Annotated in this window: 18 protein-coding genes; 11 read left to right on the plus strand and 7 right to left on the minus strand. The window is 59.5% G+C overall.

Annotated features, from left to right (window positions below; translation table 11 throughout):
* Positions 1–155 precede the first annotated feature (155 nt).
* Positions 156–929, plus strand: a complete 774-nt coding sequence (locus tag ACZ89R_RS03065) for an L-iditol 2-dehydrogenase (RefSeq protein WP_429546754.1) — start codon at positions 156–158, stop codon at positions 927–929.
* Positions 930–1,015: 86 nt separating this feature from the next.
* On the opposite strand, the gene ACZ89R_RS03070 is transcribed toward ACZ89R_RS03065, so the two are convergent.
* The 3 genes from ACZ89R_RS03070 to nirB are packed head-to-tail and all read right to left on the minus strand — an operon-like array spanning position 1,016 to position 4,435.
* Entirely contained in the window at positions 1,016–1,456 is a 441-nt protein-coding gene (locus tag ACZ89R_RS03070) for a CBS domain-containing protein (RefSeq protein WP_008071340.1), read from the minus strand.
* Between the two features lie 31 nt (positions 1,457–1,487).
* Positions 1,488–1,874, minus strand: a complete 387-nt coding sequence (gene nirD, locus ACZ89R_RS03075) for a nitrite reductase small subunit NirD (RefSeq protein WP_123358847.1) — start codon at positions 1,872–1,874, stop codon at positions 1,488–1,490.
* Positions 1,874–4,435: a nitrite reductase large subunit NirB gene (gene nirB, locus ACZ89R_RS03080; RefSeq protein WP_429546753.1), complete on the minus strand. Its 2,562-nt coding sequence runs from the start codon at positions 4,433–4,435 to the stop codon at positions 1,874–1,876. The genes nirD and nirB overlap by 1 nt, the downstream gene beginning before the upstream one ends.
* A gap of 871 nt (positions 4,436–5,306) precedes the next feature.
* Between nirB and ACZ89R_RS03085 the strand changes: the two genes are divergently transcribed.
* From ACZ89R_RS03085 to ACZ89R_RS03105, 5 genes are all read left to right on the plus strand, one after another.
* Positions 5,307–5,666 (plus strand): DUF6124 family protein, encoded by a 360-nt coding sequence (locus ACZ89R_RS03085; protein WP_429546752.1) that lies wholly within the window; start codon positions 5,307–5,309, stop codon positions 5,664–5,666.
* Between the two features lie 278 nt (positions 5,667–5,944).
* Positions 5,945–6,550 (plus strand): SCO family protein, encoded by a 606-nt coding sequence (locus ACZ89R_RS03090; protein WP_007901123.1) that lies wholly within the window; start codon positions 5,945–5,947, stop codon positions 6,548–6,550.
* Positions 6,550–7,023, plus strand: a complete 474-nt coding sequence (locus ACZ89R_RS03095; protein ID WP_429546751.1) for a copper chaperone PCu(A)C — start codon at positions 6,550–6,552, stop codon at positions 7,021–7,023. Before ACZ89R_RS03090 ends, ACZ89R_RS03095 begins: the two co-directional genes overlap by 1 nt.
* 184 nt (positions 7,024–7,207) lie before the next feature.
* Positions 7,208–8,179: a TerC family protein gene (locus tag ACZ89R_RS03100; RefSeq protein ID WP_429546750.1), complete on the plus strand. Its 972-nt coding sequence runs from the start codon at positions 7,208–7,210 to the stop codon at positions 8,177–8,179.
* A 205-nt stretch (positions 8,180–8,384) separates the two neighbouring features.
* Positions 8,385–9,353, plus strand: a complete 969-nt coding sequence (locus tag ACZ89R_RS03105; RefSeq protein ID WP_256348544.1) for a bifunctional 5,10-methylenetetrahydrofolate dehydrogenase/5,10-methenyltetrahydrofolate cyclohydrolase — start codon at positions 8,385–8,387, stop codon at positions 9,351–9,353.
* Positions 9,354–9,451: 98 nt separating this feature from the next.
* On the opposite strand, the gene ACZ89R_RS03110 is transcribed toward ACZ89R_RS03105, so the two are convergent.
* Positions 9,452–9,970: an SgcJ/EcaC family oxidoreductase gene (locus tag ACZ89R_RS03110; protein ID WP_192344586.1), complete on the minus strand. Its 519-nt coding sequence runs from the start codon at positions 9,968–9,970 to the stop codon at positions 9,452–9,454.
* Positions 9,971–10,138: 168 nt separating this feature from the next.
* Here ACZ89R_RS03110 and ACZ89R_RS03115 point away from each other — a divergent pair, with 168 nt between their 5' ends.
* Genes ACZ89R_RS03115 through ACZ89R_RS03130 form a run of 4 tightly spaced genes read left to right on the plus strand, consistent with a single transcriptional unit; the run spans position 10,139 to position 14,758 of the window.
* A complete protein-coding gene (locus ACZ89R_RS03115) occupies positions 10,139–11,323 on the plus strand; it encodes a sensor histidine kinase (protein WP_429546749.1) in 1,185 nt (394 codons plus the stop codon).
* Positions 11,320–11,973, plus strand: a complete 654-nt coding sequence (locus tag ACZ89R_RS03120; RefSeq protein WP_192344584.1) for a response regulator — start codon at positions 11,320–11,322, stop codon at positions 11,971–11,973. The genes ACZ89R_RS03115 and ACZ89R_RS03120 overlap by 4 nt, the downstream gene beginning before the upstream one ends.
* Complete coding sequence (locus tag ACZ89R_RS03125; RefSeq protein ID WP_429546748.1) at positions 11,970–14,297, plus strand: ATP-binding protein; 2,328 nt, start codon at positions 11,970–11,972, stop codon at positions 14,295–14,297. Before ACZ89R_RS03120 ends, ACZ89R_RS03125 begins: the two co-directional genes overlap by 4 nt.
* Positions 14,294–14,758, plus strand: a complete 465-nt coding sequence (locus tag ACZ89R_RS03130) for a response regulator (protein ID WP_007901111.1) — start codon at positions 14,294–14,296, stop codon at positions 14,756–14,758. The genes ACZ89R_RS03125 and ACZ89R_RS03130 overlap by 4 nt, the downstream gene beginning before the upstream one ends.
* On the opposite strand, the gene ACZ89R_RS03135 is transcribed toward ACZ89R_RS03130, so the two are convergent.
* Positions 14,735–15,652: an alpha/beta fold hydrolase gene (locus ACZ89R_RS03135; protein WP_192344582.1), complete on the minus strand. Its 918-nt coding sequence runs from the start codon at positions 15,650–15,652 to the stop codon at positions 14,735–14,737. The two genes, ACZ89R_RS03130 and ACZ89R_RS03135, sit on opposite strands and share 24 nt — an antisense overlap.
* 307 nt (positions 15,653–15,959) lie before the next feature.
* Here ACZ89R_RS03135 and ACZ89R_RS03140 point away from each other — a divergent pair, with 307 nt between their 5' ends.
* Positions 15,960–16,640, plus strand: a complete 681-nt coding sequence (locus ACZ89R_RS03140; protein ID WP_429546747.1) for a glutathione S-transferase family protein — start codon at positions 15,960–15,962, stop codon at positions 16,638–16,640.
* An 81-nt stretch (positions 16,641–16,721) separates the two neighbouring features.
* Here the strand turns inward: ACZ89R_RS03140 and ACZ89R_RS03145 are convergent, their stop codons facing one another.
* Both ACZ89R_RS03145 and ACZ89R_RS03150 read right to left on the minus strand, forming a co-directional pair.
* Positions 16,722–17,996, minus strand: coding sequence for a glucarate dehydratase family protein (locus tag ACZ89R_RS03145; RefSeq protein ID WP_429546746.1), 1,275 nt, complete (start codon positions 17,994–17,996; stop codon positions 16,722–16,724).
* Positions 17,993–19,390, minus strand: coding sequence for an MFS transporter (locus ACZ89R_RS03150; protein WP_429546745.1), 1,398 nt, complete (start codon positions 19,388–19,390; stop codon positions 17,993–17,995). Before ACZ89R_RS03150 ends, ACZ89R_RS03145 begins: the two co-directional genes overlap by 4 nt.
* Positions 19,391–19,491 lie beyond the last annotated feature (101 nt).

Here is a 19,491-nt window from a genome sequence, read left to right on the forward strand (position 1 = left end):
CTCGCGATGAGGCCGGCATATTCAACATTGATACAGCCTGAGACGCCGCCATCGCGAGCAGGCTCGCTCCCACAGGGTTCATCGCAGACTGACGACCGCATTTAATGCCCTCAACGGGGGCGTCTCTCTATAGCTCTAATGAATGGATGGGAAAAATGAAACGTTTGGAAGGAAAAAGCGCCCTTATCACCGGTTCTGCCAGAGGCATCGGAAGAACGTTCGCGCAAGCCTGTATCCGCGAAGGCGCTACGGTCGCGATCGCAGACATCAACTTGGAACGCGCGCAAGCCACTGCGGCCGAGCTGGGGCCGAATGCCTATGCGGTCGAGATGGACGTGACCGATCAGCAGTCAATCGACGGCGCTATCGCAGCGGTCATCGCCACCGCAGGCAAGCTCGATATCCTGATCAACAACGCGGCCCTGTTTGATCTCGCACCGATTACGGAAATTTCTCGCGAGAGCTACGAACGGCTGTTTTCGATCAACGTGTCCGGCACCCTGTTCACCCTGCAGGCCGCGGCCAAACAGATGATCCGCCAGGGCCATGGCGGCAGAATCATCAATATGGCCAGTCAGGCCGGTCGACGCGGTGAAGCGCTTGTCGCGGTGTATTGCGCGACCAAAGCGGCGGTGATCAGCCTCACGCAATCGGCCGGTCTCAATCTCATTCCCCATAACATTAACGTGAATGCCATCGCACCGGGCGTGGTGGATGGTGAGCATTGGGATGGCGTCGATGCGCTGTTCGCCAAATATGAGAACCGGCCGCTTGGGGAAAAGAAAAGGCTGGCGGGTCAGGAAGTGCCCTACGGACGCATGGGCACGGCAGACGATCTTGTCGGCATGGCGATCTTCCTGGCATCAAACGAGAGTGAGTATGTCGTGGCGCAAACCTATAACGTCGATGGCGGCAACTGGATGAGCTGACGAGCATCGAACCCGAATTAAAGCCCGTACCGAACAGGCCATGTCTACTGCACCGTAGACATGGCCTGCTCGTTCCCGTCCGGCCCTCAATGCCCGCGAATGTAGTGCTCCAGTTGCCGAATCAAATCCGCCTGCTCGACGATGGCTTCCTTCACCAGATCGCCAATCGACAACAGCCCGATCAGTTCGCCGCTCTCCAGAACCGGCAGATGGCGCAAATGACTGTCGGTCATGACCGCCATGCAGCGTTCGATGCTCTGCTGACTGTCGGCGGTCACCACCGGCGCGCTCATGATCTCGCGCACCGGTGTACCGACCGAAGAACGGCCCTGTAGAACCACTTTGCGTGCATAGTCGCGCTCGCTGATGACGCCGACCACCTGTCCGTCTTCAATGACGGGCAACGCGCCGACGTTCTTCTCGGCCATCATTTTCAGGGCGTCGAGGACCATCTGATCCGGCGCGATGCTGTGCACCTGCTGGTTTTGCACGACTTTCAGTTTGAGCAACTGTGCGGCTGTCTTCATCAACGTTCTCCGATACGGTTCAGGGCAGCAATCAAGCCGCCGCGACTTCCACGACTCCGGCGTTCAGGCGCACCGGCCACACCCGCAGGCGCTGCTCCGGGTACTCCAGGCAACTGCCGTCTTCGAGACGGAAATGCTGCTTGTAGATCGGCGACGCCACCACCAGATCACCCTTGAGGCTGCCGATCAGTCCGCGGCCGATGACGTTCGCGCCGGATTGCGGATCATGGTTGTCGATGGCGTAGAGGGTGCGACCTTCGGCCTGCGGCAGGTAGAACAGCGCCACCTGCGCGCCGTCGAGCCAGACCACGACGCCGGAGTTGCTGACCAGATCCTGCTGGCTGCACACCGCCTGCCACGCCTGAGCATTGGCCGCCGTGGCAAGGGCGTTGACACGCTGGGTATTGGACTGACTCATCAGGCATTCTCCTCGGTGAAAGGGATAAGGTTGAGTTCGGCGGCCATGATCGGCCGGCGTTGACCGCGTTCCTGAACAAAATGGATGTCCGGGTCCGGGCGTTGATCGTTGACGAAGGTGCGGAAGCGCTTGAGTTTTTCCGGGTCTTTGAGGGCGTTGGCCCATTCGCATTCGTAGCGGTTGACCACCAGTTGCATCTGCGATTCGAGTTCTGCGCCGAGCCCCAGGCTGTCGTTGATGACCACGTCCTTGAGGTAATCCAGGCCGCCCTCCAGGCTTTCGCGCCAGACCGAGGTGCGCTGCAATTTATCGGCGGTGCGGATGTAGAACATCAGGAACCGGTCGATGTAACGGATCAGGGTTTCATCGTCCAGGTCAGTGGCGAACAGCTCGGCATGACGCGGACGCATACCGCCGTTACCAGCCACATAGAGGTTCCAGCCGTTTTCGGTGGCGATCACGCCCACGTCTTTGCTTTGCGCCTCGGCACATTCACGGGTGCAGCCGGAGACGGCGAACTTGAGCTTGTGCGGCGAGCGCAGGCCTTTGTAGCGATCCTCGAGGGTCAGCGCCATTTTCACGCTGTCCTGCACGCCGTAACGGCACCAGGTGCTGCCGACGCAAGACTTCACCGTGCGGGTCGATTTGCCGTAGGCATGCCCGGTTTCGAAACCGGCCTCAATCAACTCGGACCAAATGTCCGGCAACTGATGCAACTGCGCGCCGAACAGGTCGATCCGCTGGCCGCCGGTGATTTTGGTGTAGAGGTCGTATTTCTTCGCCACCACGCCAATCGCGATCAGCTTGTCGGCGGTGATCTCGCCCCCGGCGATGCGCGGCACCACCGAATAAGTGCCGTTTTTCTGCATGTTGGCCATGAAGGTGTCGTTGGTGTCCTGCAACGGCACCAGCGAGGCGTCCATGATCGGCTGGTTCCAGCACGAGGCGAGGATCGAGCCCACTGCCGGTTTGCACACGTCGCAACCGGTGTGGCCGCGACCGTGCTTGGCCAGCAGTTCTTCGAAGGTGATCACCCCTTCTACCCGCACCAGCGCATAAAGCTCCTGACGGGTGTAGGCGAAGTGTTCGCACAGGCTCTTGTCGACACTGACGCCACGGGCAATCAATTCATGTTCGAATACTTGCTTGAGCAGCCCCGCGCAACCACCGCAACCGGTGCAAGCCTTGGTCTGCGACTTGAGCAGGCCCAGGTCGGTGCAGCCACCGTCGATGGCCGAGCAGATCGAGCCCTTGGTGACGTTATGGCACGAGCAAACGGTCGCCGACTCGGGCAGCGCGCCCGGGCCCAGGGTTGGCGCGCCGGTGGACGATGGCAGAATCAGGCTGGCCGGTTCCGACGGCAAGGCAATGCCGTTCTGCATGTATTGCAGCAGGGTGTCGTAATAGCTGTTGTCGCCGACCAGCACCGCGCCGAGCACGCGCTTGCTGTCAGCATCCACCACCAGGCGACGGTAGCTGGCTGTCGCTTCATCGATGAACTGGTAGCTGCGCGCACCCGGCGTCTGTGCATGGGCATCGCCGATGGAGCCGACATCCACGCCAAGCAGTTTGAGCTTGGTCGACATGTCGGCGCCCTGGAATGGCTCCGCCACTTGATTGCACAGCAGCGTCGCGACGCCACGGGCCATTTGATAACCGGGAGCGACCAGACCGAAGAGGCTGCCATTCCAGGCCGCACACTCGCCGATGGCGTAGATGTTCGGATCGCTGGTCAGGCATTGGTCATCAATCACCACGCCGCCACGGGGACCGATGTCCAGCGCACATTGGCGGGCCAGCGCGTCTTGCGCGCGGATGCCGGCGGAGAACACGATCAGGTCGGCTTCAAGAAATTCGTCATTGGCAAAATTCATCCGGTAGCGGTACTGCTCGCCGGCACTGATCGACTGTGTGCCACGGGACAAGTGCACACCCACACCGAGCCGCTCGATCTGCGCCTTCAGCGCCAGGCCACCCTGCTCGTCCAGCTGCACCGGCATCAGACGCGGGGCAAATTCCACCACATGCGCTTCCAGGCCCAGGCTTTTCAGGGCGTTGGCGGCTTCCAGGCCAAGCAGGCCACCGCCGACTACTACGCCGCGCCGGGCATTGGCCGCCGCGGCACGAATCGCGTCGAGGTCTTCGAGGGTGCGATAGACCAGGCGCGAGTCGCCTTCTGCACCTTCAATAGGCGGTACGAAAGGATAAGAGCCGGTGGCCAGAACCAATTTGTCGTACGCGACGCAACCTTGTGCGGTAATCACCTGGCGTCGCGCTCGATCGATTTCCAGCACCGGCACGCCCAAATGCAGAGTGACGCCCGGCGTCTGGTACAGGGAGGCTTCGCCCAGGGCCAGCGACTCGGCATCGCGACCGCCGAAATACTCGGACAGATGCACCCGGTCGTAGGCGCGCATCGGCTCTTCGCTGAAGACATGCAGGCGATAGTGGTCAAGGGCGCCGCGCTCGATGAGCTGCTCGACACAATGATGTCCGACCATGCCATTGCCGATCACGATCAGTGTTTGCAGTTTGTTCAACGCGGCAACATTGGAATTCATAGTAAGCACCCAGCCAAAGCCAATCACGGTTAAAAAAGCAAAAAAAAACGCCTGAAACCTCTCGGTTTCAGGCGTCTTTGCCTGTTCTTCGCGGTGTTCGACCTGGCGCCTTCGCCGGATCCACCGATGTTGCCCACGACCTGCTCGGCCGCTCGATCATCGTTGACCGAGTGGGCTGCCCATCTGTTTTCGATGGACCTGAGGGGATCAATGCAGCCTTTGTGCCAGTCTGCCGCTTGATACTTCACTCGCGCTGAAAACCTCACGGCTTACAATCGGCGAATAGGCTTGGCGACCGTGGGATAGGCGTGTTCTGGCGGGGGAGGACGGTCTTTCAGAAGGGGTTGCGTGGATCGTTGGCAACAGCGGATGTGGCCACTGGCAGAGGAGAAAAACCCGGTGCTCCGCTCGCGGCGGGTGCACGTTTTTATGGCATCGCGCTTTATAAAAGTGCATGTAGCGGTTTTTTTCGAGGTTTTCACCGCGTGTAGGAAGTGCGCGCCAGATCATTCAACATCGATTAAAGGAGCCTGTTTAAGCGCCATCAAGGTTACTTCCTGAAAGCTACAAGATCTTGCGCCGTTGCCTACGCTTACGCCAGAATCCGCCGGCTTGTGCGCCTTGGGGTTGCTCGGTAACTTGATTCGCGTCACTGCCCATCAGTGATCGGGTTTAGTCGCCCGGGGTTACAAGCAAGGTGCACAAGCTCTTGTCAGTCAGGCGTTCCCATGCCTGCACTTGATGGTGGTTGTGCGCAGGGCGCCTTCGGGCGCGCCGGCTTTGCTAGCTTCCCCGGTCGACTAACCTGCGCACAGCTGCCTCCCTCTCGTTTAGTCGCAGGAGGGTGGCACCCAATCAGAGAAGCCAGCTTATGTTCAAAGTTACGCCTAACCCACCGGACATCGATTCGGTGTCTCCATACGAGCCCGATTCAAAGAAGCTCAATGAGGCCGCCGAGCGGGCTCTGAACTTCCACTTCCCGTCGAATGCCGACATCAAAGCCACCGCGCGTAAACCCAGCAAGCTGTTTGTCGTGGCCCCAGAGGCGACTACCGAAACCTTGGCGGTTTTTTTGGTCGAGACACTGGCCTCGGTCGATGTGATGGTCCATCAGTTGGTGGATCATCTGGAGGGTGAGTCGCGTCACGCCCTGCTGGGCATTTCAAACAGCATCATGGTGGCGGAGATCACGGCGAACCGGGTGCTGGATCACATTAATACGCCTGAGTAGGCATGGGCTGTTGTGGTGAGTGAGTTACTGACGCAGGGTTGTGCAGTGATCCTTTTTTGGGGCCGCTGCGCGCCCCAGCGGGAGCAAGCTCCCTCGCCACAGGTTTCTCGGTGTTTGTTCCCAGTAGCGTATCCCGAAGCCGCGACCTTTTGGCGCATGACCGGCGGGCCATCGATTGAGCGCCATAGCGCAACAGTTTGTTAACATCCGTGCGCTTTTTTTCGTCTGATTGATCAGCCACTGTAGATTCCCGGTCGCTACACAGGATGCTTTTTTCCATGAGTACGTTGTATACCCGTCGCACGGTCCTGCAAGGCATGAGCCTGTTGAGCCTTGGCCTGCTCGCCGGCTGCGATGACAGCAGCAAGCTGTCGTTCAAGTACGGCAAGGACCTCAGCGACAAGATCATGGGGCGTACCTTCAAACTCAAGGACGCCCAAGGCGAGTACCGGATGCTGGGCAGCTACCGTGGCCTGATGCCGATGGTTTTTTTCGGTTTCACCCAATGTCCGGCGGTCTGCCCGACGACGCTGGCCCGTGCGGCACAAGCGAAAAAACTGATGGGCCGCGATGGCGAACGCCTGCAAGTGATCTTCATCACCCTGGACCCCGAACGCGATACGCCGCAAATGCTCGACGCCTACGTCAAAGCCTTCGATCCAAGTTTCGAGGCGCTGTACGGTACGCTGGAAGAAACCGCCGCCACCGCCAAGGAGTTCGGTGTGTTCTTTGAAAAGATCCCGAGCGGCTCGACCTATACCCTCTCCCACACCGCGACCAGCTTCGTTTTCGACTCCCGAGGCACTTTGCGCCTGGGACTGTCCGCGTCCCTTACCGCTCAAGAGTGTGCAGAAGACCTGCTCACCGTCATGGAGGTCTGCTGATGACTTCGATCTACGCACCACGTATTAAACAGCTGACCCTGGGCCTTTTCCTGATCGGCATGGCCTGGCAGGTGTGCGCCCAAACCCAGGTGAACGACGCTTGGGTTCGCGCGACGGTGGCCGGCCAGCATTCGACCGGCGCCTTCATGACCCTGCAGGCCGACAGCGACAGCAAACTGCTCAGCGTGCAGTCGCCGGTCGCCAACACCGTGCAAATTCACCAATCCAGCATGAAAGACGATGTGATGAGCATGAGCCAGGCCGAGTCCGTCGCGCTGCCGGCCGGCAAACCGGTGAGCTTTGATCCCCATGGCTACCACATCATGCTGATGGACCTGACGACTCAGGTTAAGGAAGGCGACAAAGTGCCTCTGACCCTGACCGTGGAAAATGCCAAGGGCGAAAAAGAGACGATCAAGGTTGACGCCGAGACTCGGGCGCTCGGCATGCAGGATCACAGCAAGATGCATTGAGAGACTCAATCCCGGCCCGTCTGAACGCCACTGTTGCGGTGGTGTTCGGCTCGCGCTGAGAATTATCTGCGACACTTCGTAAATAACGAATTATTGGTAAGGAATATTCGATTTTTCTTCGCTGCAATCTCCCCGTTAGCATGACTCCGTCGACTCCAGAATAAGTCCAGACAGGGAGAACGACATGCAACCCCTGAACATCGGTGAACTCTGGATGTGGGTCACCTTCATTGCCTTCGTCATCGCCATGCTGGCTTTGGATCTGTTTGTTTTCGGCGGGCGCAAGGCGCATCGGGTATCGGTGCGCGAGGCCTCGTCCTGGGTGATTGCGTGGTGCGCGCTAACGCTGATCTTCGCCGGATTGCTCTGGTGGTACTTGAATGGCGAGTTCGGGCCGGAGATTGCGCGACGTAAAACCCTGGAATTCTTCACGGGCTATTTGATCGAACAGTCGCTGTCGATCGACAACATGTTTGTCTTCGTGATGATTTTCAGCTACTTCGCCGTACCTGCGGAGTTACAGCGTCGAGTGTTGTTGTACGGTGTGCTCGGGGCCATCGTGATGCGTGGGGTGATGATTCTCGCCGGTGTGTGGCTGGTGTCACAGTTCGCGTGGTTGTTGTATGCGTTCGGTGTGTTCCTGATCATCACCGGGATCAAGATGCTGGTATTCGCCCACCAGCAGCCTGACCTCAATAAAAACCCCTTATTGCGCTGGATACACAGCCATCTGCGCGTCACCGACGAGTTTCGTGGCGATCGCTTTTTTGTGATGAAAGAGGGTCGGCACTGGGCGACGCCAATGTTTCTGGTGCTGGTGCTGATCGAGGCCAGCGATCTGATGTTTGCGGTCGACAGCATCCCGGCAATCTTCGCCATTACCACCGACCCGTTCATTGTGTTCACCTCGAACATCTTCGCGATCATGGGCCTGCGCGCCCTGTACTTTTTGCTGGCCGACATGGCTGACCGCTTCCACCTGCTCAAATACGGTTTGGCGATCGTGCTGGTGTTCATCGGCACCAAGATGACGCTGATGCCGTGGCTTCACATGCCGGTTGAATGGTCGCTGGCCGTTGTCGGCGGGATCATTCTGACTTCGGTGCTGTTGAGTTTGATCTTGACCCGCAAGGAGGATCAAATGCGCTCCCTGTAGGCGCTGCCGAAGGCTGCGATCATTTATCGATAACGAAGATCAAGATCAAAAGATCGCAGCCTTCGGCAGCTCCTACAGATTGCCCACGATCCCCTGCCGGTCTTATCTTTCGGTGTTGCGGTGGTATTGGCCTGCCCTCAACTGGTAGCCTGTGCGTCCCTGCCTGCATGTCTCTGATGGATCATCGGCGCGCGAAGACGCCTTGATGATCACTTCACCCCTTTCAATCAAGACGACGGTGACGCATTTGATCAGCAGTACCCCACCACTGGCCCGCGATATCGACGGCAAAGCCATTTCTGCCCAGGTTCTCGACGAGGTCCGGGAGGAGGTTCTGGCCCTGGCCGGCCAGCAAATCTATCCCGCCCTTGCGGTCCTGTTGGTCGGTGACGACCCGGCCAGCCACGTTTATGTGCGCAACAAACTGCTGCGCGCCAAGGAAGTCGGTATCCGCTCCCTTGAATACCGCCTGCCGGAAACCGCCAGCCAGACCCAGGTACTGGAACTGATTGCGCAACTCAACGCCGATGCCTCGGTGACCGGCATCCTGGTGCAACTGCCCTTGCCCGCCGCTATCGACGAACAGGCGGTGATTCAGGCCATCGACCCGATCAAGGACGTCGACGGTTTTCATCGGGAAAACGTCGGTGGGCTGGTGCAAGGCATGGAGGTCCTGACTCCGTGCACGCCCAGTGGCTGCATGCGCCTGCTGCACGAGACCTGCGGTGATGACTTGAGCGGCTTGCACGCGGTGGTCATCGGCCGTTCGAACATTGTCGGCAAACCGATGGCGACCTTGTTGTTGCAGGCCAATTGTTCGGTCAGCGTGGTGCATTCGCGTAGCGTCGACGCCCCGGCGTTGTGCCGGCTGGCGGATATCGTGGTTGCGGCGGTGGGTCGGCCAGAGTTGATCGACGCCAGTTGGCTCAAGCCCGGTGCGGTGGTCATCGATGTCGGCATCAACCGCATCGCCAGCGAATCCGGCGATCGTCTGGTGGGCGATGTTGACTATGCCAGCGCCCGCACCGTCGCGCGGGCGATCACCCCGGTGCCGGGTGGCGTCGGGCCGATGACCATTGCCTATCTGCTGAAAAACACCCTGATCGCCTGCCAGTTGCAACTCGCCGCCCAAGCCCGCGGACAGCAACCTGCGGACGACCTGGCGCTGAACTGAGCACATGTAGGAGCCAGGCTTGCCGGCGAAGGCGTCCTTCAGATCGCCTTCGCCGACAAGCCTGGCTCCTACGAAAAGCGGGTTACTCGAAGACGTAGTTATTTCCCGGCGTGCAGCACCTGCGCTTGCGGCATCGCCGAAGAGTGGTGGTTGAGAATCTTCCACTGCCCGCCCACTTGTTCATAGACGAAGGTGTAGCGCGCCTGCACCTGACGAGTCTTGCCATCGGCCTCGGTCAAGGTAAAGGTGTAGACGCCACTGTCCATCGCCACATTGGCGCCCAATGGACGGATCTCACGGAAGTTGATCTGGCCCACCGGCTTGAGCGCCATGAAGTGATCGAAGTAGTCCTTGATCTGTGCCGGCGTGGTGCGCACTTTGTTGGAAACCGTCGGCTGCAGCACGGCGTTCGGCGCGTACAGGTCGACCACGCTCTGAACATTGCCGCTCTTCAATGCGCTATTCCATTGATCAAACAGCGCGGCGATTTCACGATCCTTCACGTTACCGGGCTGTTCGGCCACGCTGCTGTAGACGTAAGGCACTGCCTCCAATGCCTGGGCCAACGGGGTGGTCAGGGCGAACAACAGGGCGATGGTTGAGGTCTTGAATTTCATTGCGCTATTCCAATGGTGGTCGATGGCCACACTGTGCCGCTCGGAACGTCGCCCGCCATCGGCCAACCGGAGTCATTTGCCTATGCCATTCGGCAGATAGCGCCCTGCCCCGTCAACAAGGTTTAATGACGCCCCAGCCCGAACGGGCGTGCCCGCCGGAATCCGCCCATGCAAAACCCTGATCATGACCCCGGTAGCGCCCTGGCCATTCGCACCCAGTATCGGCAATCGCAAAGTCGCGCGGCGCGGCTGCGGCTGCTGGTGGATACCGGCCAGGAACTGACGCAACTGGCCCCAGAGGCCATGCGTCAACGGGTGTTGCAACGGGCCTGTGCCTTCCTCGCGATGGACCACGCGTTACTGCTGGAATGGGACGTGGATGCGCAGGTCAAGACCACCGCCAGTCACGGTAGCCGTGATCGTTTACACAGCCTCGAGCGTCTCGCCGATACGGCGATGTGCTCCCCGCAATGGCAGGAACAGCCGAGCGCGGTTCTGCCCAATGTGCTGCGGGTGCCTTTGCGCGGCGGCGATGGCGCGGCCTTCGGTGCGTTGGTGCTGGCCAACAGTGTCAGCATCAGTGCACCGGACACCGAGGACATCGAATCCCTGCAATTGCTCGCCACCCTGCTGGCCGCGCATCTGGAAAACCAGCGGTTGCTGGATGCACTGGTGGCCCGCGAGCGCACCATGTCCGATCTGGTCCACAGGCTGTTCAGGGCACAGGAAGACGAACGCAAACGCATGGCTTACGACTTGCACGACGGCCTGGCGCAAACCCTCGCCGGGCTGCATCAGCGCCTGCAAGGTTTTGCCGGCCGCTGCCCGCCACTACCCGACGAACTCAGCGCAGATTTACAGACGATTCTTGCACTGGCCCAGCACTGTGTCGGTGAAGGCCGGCAACTGATCAGCGGCCTGCGCCCGACGGTACTCGACGACTTTGGCTTGCTGAAGGCGGTCGACAAAGAAGCGGATCGCCTGCGTGACGCCGGGATCAAAGTGAACTGGAGCACGCGTTGCGAAGCACGTTTGCCCAGCCAGGTGGAGATCGCCCTGTTCCGGATTGCCCAGGAAGGCATTAACAACATTCTCAAACATGCGCAGGCCAGCCATGTCGTCCTTGCGCTGGAACTGCACGAAGGACTGGCCTCGCTACGGCTGGACGACAACGGCAAAGGTTTTGCCATGGAACAACGGCTCGACACCTGCGGCGCCCGGCACCTGGGGCTCGCGGCGATGAAGGAACGCGCAAGCCTGCTGGGCGGCGATTTCACTTGCGTCAGCCATGTGCATGGCGGGACGCAACTGCGTGCAACCGTACCCTCCGACCTCAATGGAACAGCTCAATGACTGAAGTTTTACGTCTGGTTTTGGCGGACGATCATGAGGTCACCCGAACCGGCTTCGTCGCGCTGCTGGCGGGCCATCCGCAATTCGAAGTGGTCGGCCAGGCCCGCGATGGTCAGGAAGCGGTGGACGTTTGTGAGCGCTTGCTGCCCGACATCGTCATCCTCGACATTCGCATGCCCGTGCTCAATGGGTTGGGCGCGGCGCGGATTCTTCAGCAGCGCCTGCCGGCCCTGAAAGTGGTGATCTTCACCATGGACGACAGCCCGGATCACCTGGAAGCGGCGATGAATGCCGGTGCCGTGGGTTACCTGCTCAAAGACGCCAGCCGTAATGAAGTGATTGACGCCCTGCAACGCGTCGCCGCGGGCGAGGAAGCCCTCAACAGCGCGGTCAGCGCCCGTCTGCTGCGGCGCATGACCGAGCGCAACGCCAGCGGCGCCGCGCCTGCCGAAACCTTGACCGCCCGCGAACGCCAGGTCCTCGGGTTGGTAGCCAGCGGCTTCAGCAATCGTGAAATTGGCGAAGAGCTCGGTATCACCACGGGCACGGCCAAAGCCCACGTGGAACGGGTCATCGGTAAACTCGGCGCCGCCGACCGAACCCAGGCGGCCGTTCGTGGCATGGCCCTGGGGCTGGTGACCCAGTCATGAAGGTTTCAAATGCTCGACGCTGGGCCGATCTGCCATTACGCGGCAAAGCCCTCGTGGTGATTTCCCTGCCGTTGGTAATCCTGTTGCTCTCGCTGGTGCTGATCTACATCACCGAGCGTCAGACCGCGCGCGCGGAAGAGGACGTACGCCGCGTGCTGCTGGTGCAAGGCGACATTCAGGCCGTGCACACCCTGCTCGCCGAGGCCGCCGCCAGCGTGCGCGGCTATCTGCTGACCCGCCGCGAGGATTTCCTGCCGGGTTATCGGCAAGCCAAGCCCTTGATCGAATCAGCCCTGCGACGGCTCGACAGCAACGTTCGCGATGAGCGGGTGCGCAAACATCTGGAGGCGATCACCCCGTTGATCGAGACCAAGGTCGAGGGTCTGGTTGAACTGCTCGACGATCGCAGCGCCACACCCGAGTCGATTACCACCATCCTGATCAACAACAAGCACATCCTCGACGAATTGCGTGAACGCATCAGCGCCATGCGCACCCTCGAGGATACGTTGCTGGCCGAGCGCACCGCGGCCGCTGCCTCCACTCGACAGCGGTTGTTGTTCTCCACCCTGCTGGCTGCGGCGTGCGGGTTGTTTGGCGCCATTGTGGCGGTACTGTTCCTGTCCAAGGGCATCGTCGCCCGGGTCAAACAGGTCCAGGGCAACGCACAACGACTGGCACTCGGTCAGCCGTTACTGCCGCAACCGCCGGAGAACGATGAGATTGGTCAATTGGGCACGCGCCTGGTCGAAGCCGGGCTGTTGCTGGCCGAACGTGAACGGGCGTTGCGCGACAACGAAGAGCGCCTGCGGCTGATCATCGACGGGGTGAAGGACTACGGTATTTTCGCCCTCGACACACAGGGCTTCGTCACCAGTTGGAATGCGGGCGCCGAGCGGATCAAGGGCTACACCGAACAGGAAATCGTCGGCCAGCATTTTTCGGTGTTTTATCTGTCGCAAGAATGCCCGCAGCATCCAGACATGGCGCTGCGCGAGGCCACTCGCGACGGTCATTACATGGAAGAGGCCTGGCGTTGCCGCAAGGATGGCAGCCGCTTCTGGGCCAGCGTGGTGATTACCGCGCAATACGACAGCAGTGGCGCCTTGCGCGGATTCTCCAAGATCACCCGCGACATCACCGATCGCCGCGTGGCCGAGATAGCACTGAGCACCGCACGGGAAGAAGCCGAACGCGCCAGCCGCGCCAAAAGCGAGTTCCTGTCGCGCATGAGCCACGAACTGCGTACCCCGCTCAACTCCATTCTCGGCTTCGCACAACTGTTGGACATGGACTCACCCAAGGGGCAGCGGGCACAGATCGGTCATATCCTGCGGGCCGGACAACACCTGCTGACCCTGATCAACGAGGTGTTGGACATCGCCAAGATCGAAGCCGGGCGCCTGCCGCTGAATGTTGAAGCCGTGCCCTTGGCGGTGGTGCTGCAAGAAGCCTTGACACTGGTTTCCCCCATGGCCTGCGACGCCGGCATTCAACTGGTCGAGTTACCGATGCTGGCCGCCGACAGCGGAATCGTCGCCGATCGGCAACGTCTGGTTCAGGTGCTGCTCAACCTGCTGTCCAACGCGATCAAATACAACCGGCCCCAGGGCCAGGTGCACATCGACGTCAGGGTTATTCAACAGCGAATTGCCGTGTCGGTCTGCGACACCGGCAAGGGCATTGCGGCCGATCGACTGGAGCAACTGTTCAAGCCGTTCGAGCGTCTGGAGACTGATCCGAACGTGGAAGGCACCGGCCTGGGCCTGGCCTTGAGCAAGAGTCTGCTGGAAATGATGAACGGCAGCCTGACCGTCAAAAGCCAGCCCGGCGAAGGCGCAAGTTTCACCCTGGAATTGCCTTTCGTGCGCCTACAGCCAATTACCGAGCCACCGGTTGCACGAATCAGTCACCCCGCGGTCACGGCCGCCCTCGCCGCTCCCGATTACCAGGGCAAAGTCCTGTGCATCGAAGACAATCTCTCGAGCCTGGCCCTGATCGAAACCCTGCTGCAACGTCGGCCGCACATCCAGTTGCTTTCAAGCATGCAGGGGCAAATGGGTCTGGACCTGGCCCGTCAACATGCGCCGCAGCTGATTTTGCTCGACGTGGCGCTGCCGGATCTGGATGGTTTCAATGTGCTGCGACGCTTGCGTCAGTCGTCCGTCACCCGTGCCATTCCCGTGCTGATGATCACCGCCGATGCCAGCGACCTCACGCATCTGGCCTTGCTGGAGGCGGGAGCGACGGCGGTGCTGACCAAGCCGATTAACATCCCTTCATTCCTCGCCCATCTTGACCAGCATCTACCGGAGCCTGTGTGAACACCGACCTGCGCATTCTGATCATCGACGACCAGCGGCCCAACCTCGACTTGATGGAGCAGTTGCTTGTCCGCGAAGGGCTGACCAATGTACTGAGCAGTACCCAGCCGCTGCGAACCCTGGACCTGTTCAACAGCTTCGAGCCTGACCTGGTAATTCTCGACCTGCACATGCCGGAGTTCGACGGCTTTGCCGTACTGGAACAACTCAACCGGCGCATCCCGACCGGCGAATACCTGCCAATCCTCGTGCTCACCGCCGACGCCACCCGCGATACCCGCCTGCGCGCGCTGGCCCTGGGCGCCAAAGACTTCATCAGCAAGCCACTGGACGCCCTGGAAACCATGCTGCGCGTCTGGAACCTGCTCGAAACCCGCGCGCTGTATAAAGCCTTGCGTACTTTGGTCCCGGCGGATCAGATCGAGTTGCTGCGCCAGTTAAAGCCGCACCCAGTTAGCTGACTGAAGGGGCGGAATCACTGACGCTTTGCTACTGAAAGTCAGGTCACGGGGTTGGCTCGGTATTTTGGCGACCGGTTGTAGAAAGCCCAGCAAGGCCTGCTGGGTGTCATTCCAGGCCGTCGGGTGTTCCATATCGAGGAAGTGCCCGGCGTTCTTGATGGTCTGAAACTGAGCCTGACGGGAATGAGTTGCGAAAAGACGGGCGTCTTCCACCGAGGTGTACTCATCCCGTTCGCCGTTGATAAACAGCAGCGGAACTTCGATGGCATCGGCACAGGAAACGTAGCAATGAGTGTCCTGAGTCAGCACTTCGTTGACGTGAAAATGCATCTGCCGGTATTCATGTTCGTCAAGGCTGCTGACATGGCGTTCGTTGAAACGCTTGAACAGCGACGGCAGATGCTTGCCAATCGTGCTGTTGATCAAGCGCCCCACATTGCGCCGATCACAGGCCTGGAGGAAGTGCCGGCCACTCTCCAGATAATCGCGCATCGGCGTATTGATTCGCGCCGCGAATGAACTGATCACCGCTTTTTCGATTCGTTGTGGGTGCTGGGCCAGCGCCAGCAAAGTCGCCGCGCCGCCCCAGGAAAAGGACAGCACATGCTGCGCCCGAAAGTGCTCGATCAACTCCAGCAATATTTCGGCTTCGTCTTCCTTGCGGATCGGTTGGTCATGCTGGTTGTGTTGTTTCGATTGACCGGCGTAGGGCTGATCGTAGAGGACTACATTGAAGCGTGGCCGCAGGTAGCGCACCGTTTGGGCAAAAGATGCGGTCGTTGCCAGCGAGCCGTTGACCAGAATAATGGTCTTGTCGGCGGTGGCGTTGAGGTAATGCTCGGTATAAACCCTGTACTTCTTACCAATCTGGACGATCGCAGTTTTCAACGTCATTTCATTCTATTCCTTGAACAAATTGGATCAGACACACAGCTTGATTGACCGTCCGGCTTCCTCCGGGCAAGCCTGACAGCACAAACCAGCGACAACGGTACAAGGGCGCTAAGATGAACGCTATGACCAACAAGTCACAAACCGACCAGTGGTTCACAGTAAAGCAGGGATTTTCCCGTGTGCAAGTACGCACGCTTGAAAGTGGCGGCCCTGACGCATCGCCAACATCCGCCTATGATTATTCATTGCCCCCACCTTCATCAGTTCCAGGGCTCTCGCCCCCTCACGTCAAATGAGGAGTTGAAAGATGTCGCTGACGCTTTACTACCATCCACTGGCGTCGTTCTGTCACAAAGTACTCATCGCGCTCTACGAAAACGGCACCGAATTCGAGAGAAGAATCATCGATCTCGGTGACCCTGCCGACAGCGCAGAACTTCAGGCATTGTGGCCAATCGGAAAGTTCCCAGTAATTTTTGACTCTGTTCATCAGCTGAATCTGCCGGAGTCCAGCATCATCATCGAGTACCTGGATAGACGATTTCCAGGCACGCGCAATCTGGTTCCAGACGATTGGGAGACTGCGCTGGAAGTCCGATTATGGGATCGCTTTTTCGACCATTATGTACAAGTGCCGATGCAACAGATTGTCAGCGATCGGCTACAGGCGACCAACGGTGATTTGACCAAAGAGCGATCCATGCTGAAAACGGCCTACGGCATGCTTGAACGCCGGATGGCCTCCAGAATCTGGGTGGCCAGCCCGGCGTTCAGCATGGCCGATTGCGCCGCTGCCCCGGCACTTTTCTATGCCAGGACGCTCGTGCCATTTCCCGATGACTACGGCCACTTGCGTGCCTATTTCGAGAGGTTGGTACAAAGACCATCATTTCAACGGGTGATCGATGAAGCCCAGCCGTGGTTTTCGTTCTATCCGTTTGCGGAGGCCCTCGAGCAGCGGTTTCGCCAGGCGCCGGACAACGCATGATCCGCGTCCATAGGCTTCGCGCCTGATACCAGTCGGTACGAAGCGCGAAGGACAGTCACCGATTTGTTCGGGAATGAACGATCAAAAACGCGGTTTGATCGTCTTCCACTCCGGCTTGTAACGCTGCATCTGTTTCACGTCATCGCGCTGACGAATGCCGCAGCTCAGGTATTGATCATGCAGCTTGCCCAATTGATCGCGATCCAGCTCAAGACCCAACCCAGGCGCACGGGTGATTTTCACGCAGCCATCGACGATGGATAGCTTGCCGCCCTTGATCACCTCTTCGTCCGGTTCCTGCCAGGGGTAATGAGTGTCGCAGGCGTAATCGAGATTGGGCACGGAAGCGGCGACATGTGCCATGGCCATCAGGCTGATGCCCAGGTGCGAATTGGAGTGCATAGACACGCCAAGGCCGAAGGTGTCGCACATTTTCGCCAACGCCTGGGTGTCCCGCAGCCCACCCCAGTAATGATGGTCGGCGAGCACGATCTGCACGCTGTTCAGGGCCACACTGCGGCGAAACTCATCAAAATCCGTGACCACCATATTGGTCGCCAGCGGCAGACCGGTACGTTTGTGCAATTCGGCCATGCCGTCGAGGCCCGGTGTCGGGTCTTCGTAATATTGCAGGTCATCACCCAGCAGCTCTGCCATGCGAATCGAAGTTTCCAGCGACCAGTTGCCGTTCGGATCGATGCGCAACGGGTAACCGGGAAAGGCCTTTTTCAGCGCCTTGATGCACGACACTTCGTGCTCCGGCGGCAGTGCCCCAGCCTTGAGTTTGATGCTCTTGAAACCGTAGGCCTCGATCATGCGCCTGGCCTGGGCGACGATCTGCTCTTCGTTCAGCGCCTCGCCCCAGCTATCCGGTTTGTACGGTGAATCGATGTGTTGCGCGTACTTGAAGAACAGATAGGCGCTAAACGGCACTTCATCACGAATCGCCCCGCCCAGCAGGTCCACCAGCGGCACGTTCAGGGAATGCGCCTGTAGATCGAGAAACGCCACTTCAAACGCCGAATACGCGTTGCTCACCGCTTTGCTGGCGTGAGAGCCAGGCGCCAGTTCCGCACCGGCGATGCTCTGGGCTTTGTTCGCCGCCACGGTGGCCTGCACGATGGCGCGCAACTGATTGAGGTTGAACGGATCGAGACCGATCAGCTGACTTTGCAATTGCTGTTGAATCGCCAGTGCCGGGGCGTCGCCGTAGCTTTCGCCCAAACCGATGTAGCCATTGTCGCTCTCGATCTCGATGATCGAGCGCAGCGCGAAGGGTTCGTGAATACCGCTGGCATTGAGCAGCGGCGGATCGCGAAAGGCGATGGGGGTGACGGTAACGCGTTTGATTTTCAAGAGGCAGCTCCCTTTGGCTCGGTATTCAAGGCTTGATGACTGACAGAATTTTTTGCGGCTGCGGCGTCGACCGGTTTACCGGTGAGCGAGCTGCGCGTGTCGCCACGCGGTGCAGTACGGGCAAAAAAGATCACCACGGCCGCGACCAGCGAAGTCGCCGCCAGGCCGTACAAACCGCCTTCGATGGAGCCGGTGGTCTGCTCCAGGAAACCGAACGCGGTCGGCGCCACGAAACCGCCGAGATTGCCGATGGAGTTGATCAAAGCCAGCACTGCCGCAGCGATACGCGCATCCAGATAGCCCTGGGGAATTGGCCAGAACAAAGCCGAAGCCGCCTTGAAACCAATGGCCGCAAAACAGATGGCGACGAAGGCAAAGATCGGCCCGCCGGTGGTTGACATGAACATGCCGAACGCGGCAATCACCAATGTCACGGCCACCCAGGCCTGTTGGTATTTCCATTTACTGGCCATGGCAGCGAAGCCATACATCGCCAGAATGGAGATGATCCACGGGATCGAGTTGAACAGGCCGACCTGGAAGTCGCCGAGGTTGCCCATCTTCTTGATCATGCTGGGCAGCCAGAACGTGGCGCCATAAATCGTCAGGGCGATGGAAAAGTAGATAAAGCAGAACAGGGCGATCTGCCGATCGGCGAGCAATTTGAACATCGACGGTTTAACTGTCTGCACGGCTTCGCGAGCCTGCTGTTCCAGGTCAATGGCGCTTACCAGTGCATCCCTTTCTTCGGCGCTCAGCCATTTCGCCTCGCGTGGATGGGATTGCAGCCAGAACCAGACAAACCCACAGAGCACGATGGAAGCAAAGCCTTCAATCAGGAACATCCACTGCCAGCCATGCAGGCTGAGACCGCTGACGTGCAGCAGCGCGCCGGATACCGGCCCGGAAATCACCGAGGCAATGGCTGAGCCGCTCAGGAAGATCGCCATGGCTTTGCCGCGCTCGGTCGACGGTAGCCATTGGGTGAAGTAATAAATGATGCCGGGGAAAAAACCCGCTTCGGCGGCGCCGAGAATGAAGCGCAGCACATAAAAGCTGGTTTCGCCGCGCACGAAGGCCATGGCCATCGCCGCCGCGCCCCAGGTGAACATGATGCGCGTCAGCCAGGCGCGGGCACCGTAGCGTTGCAGCAACATATTGGAAGGCACTTCGAAGATGGCATAACCGATGAAAAACAGCCCGGCACCCAAGCCATAGGCCGCGGCGCCAATGCCCAGGTCGGTTTCCAGGTGGCTGCGCACGAAGCCGATATTGACCCGGTCGATGTAGTTGACGATGAACATCACCACGAACAGCGGTAGTACGTGACGCTTGACCTTGGTCGCTGCTCGGGCGAGGACGGTCGGGTCCGGCGGACTCTTATGGGTATTCAAGGGGCGACTCCCGTTCATTGTTTTTTTAAGGGAGAACCGATCATGGACGTGCCTATTGATCCCGTCTAATCTAACTTGGCACTCGATTGATACCTGGATTA

The organism is Pseudomonas sp. TE3728 (assembly GCF_056279145.1).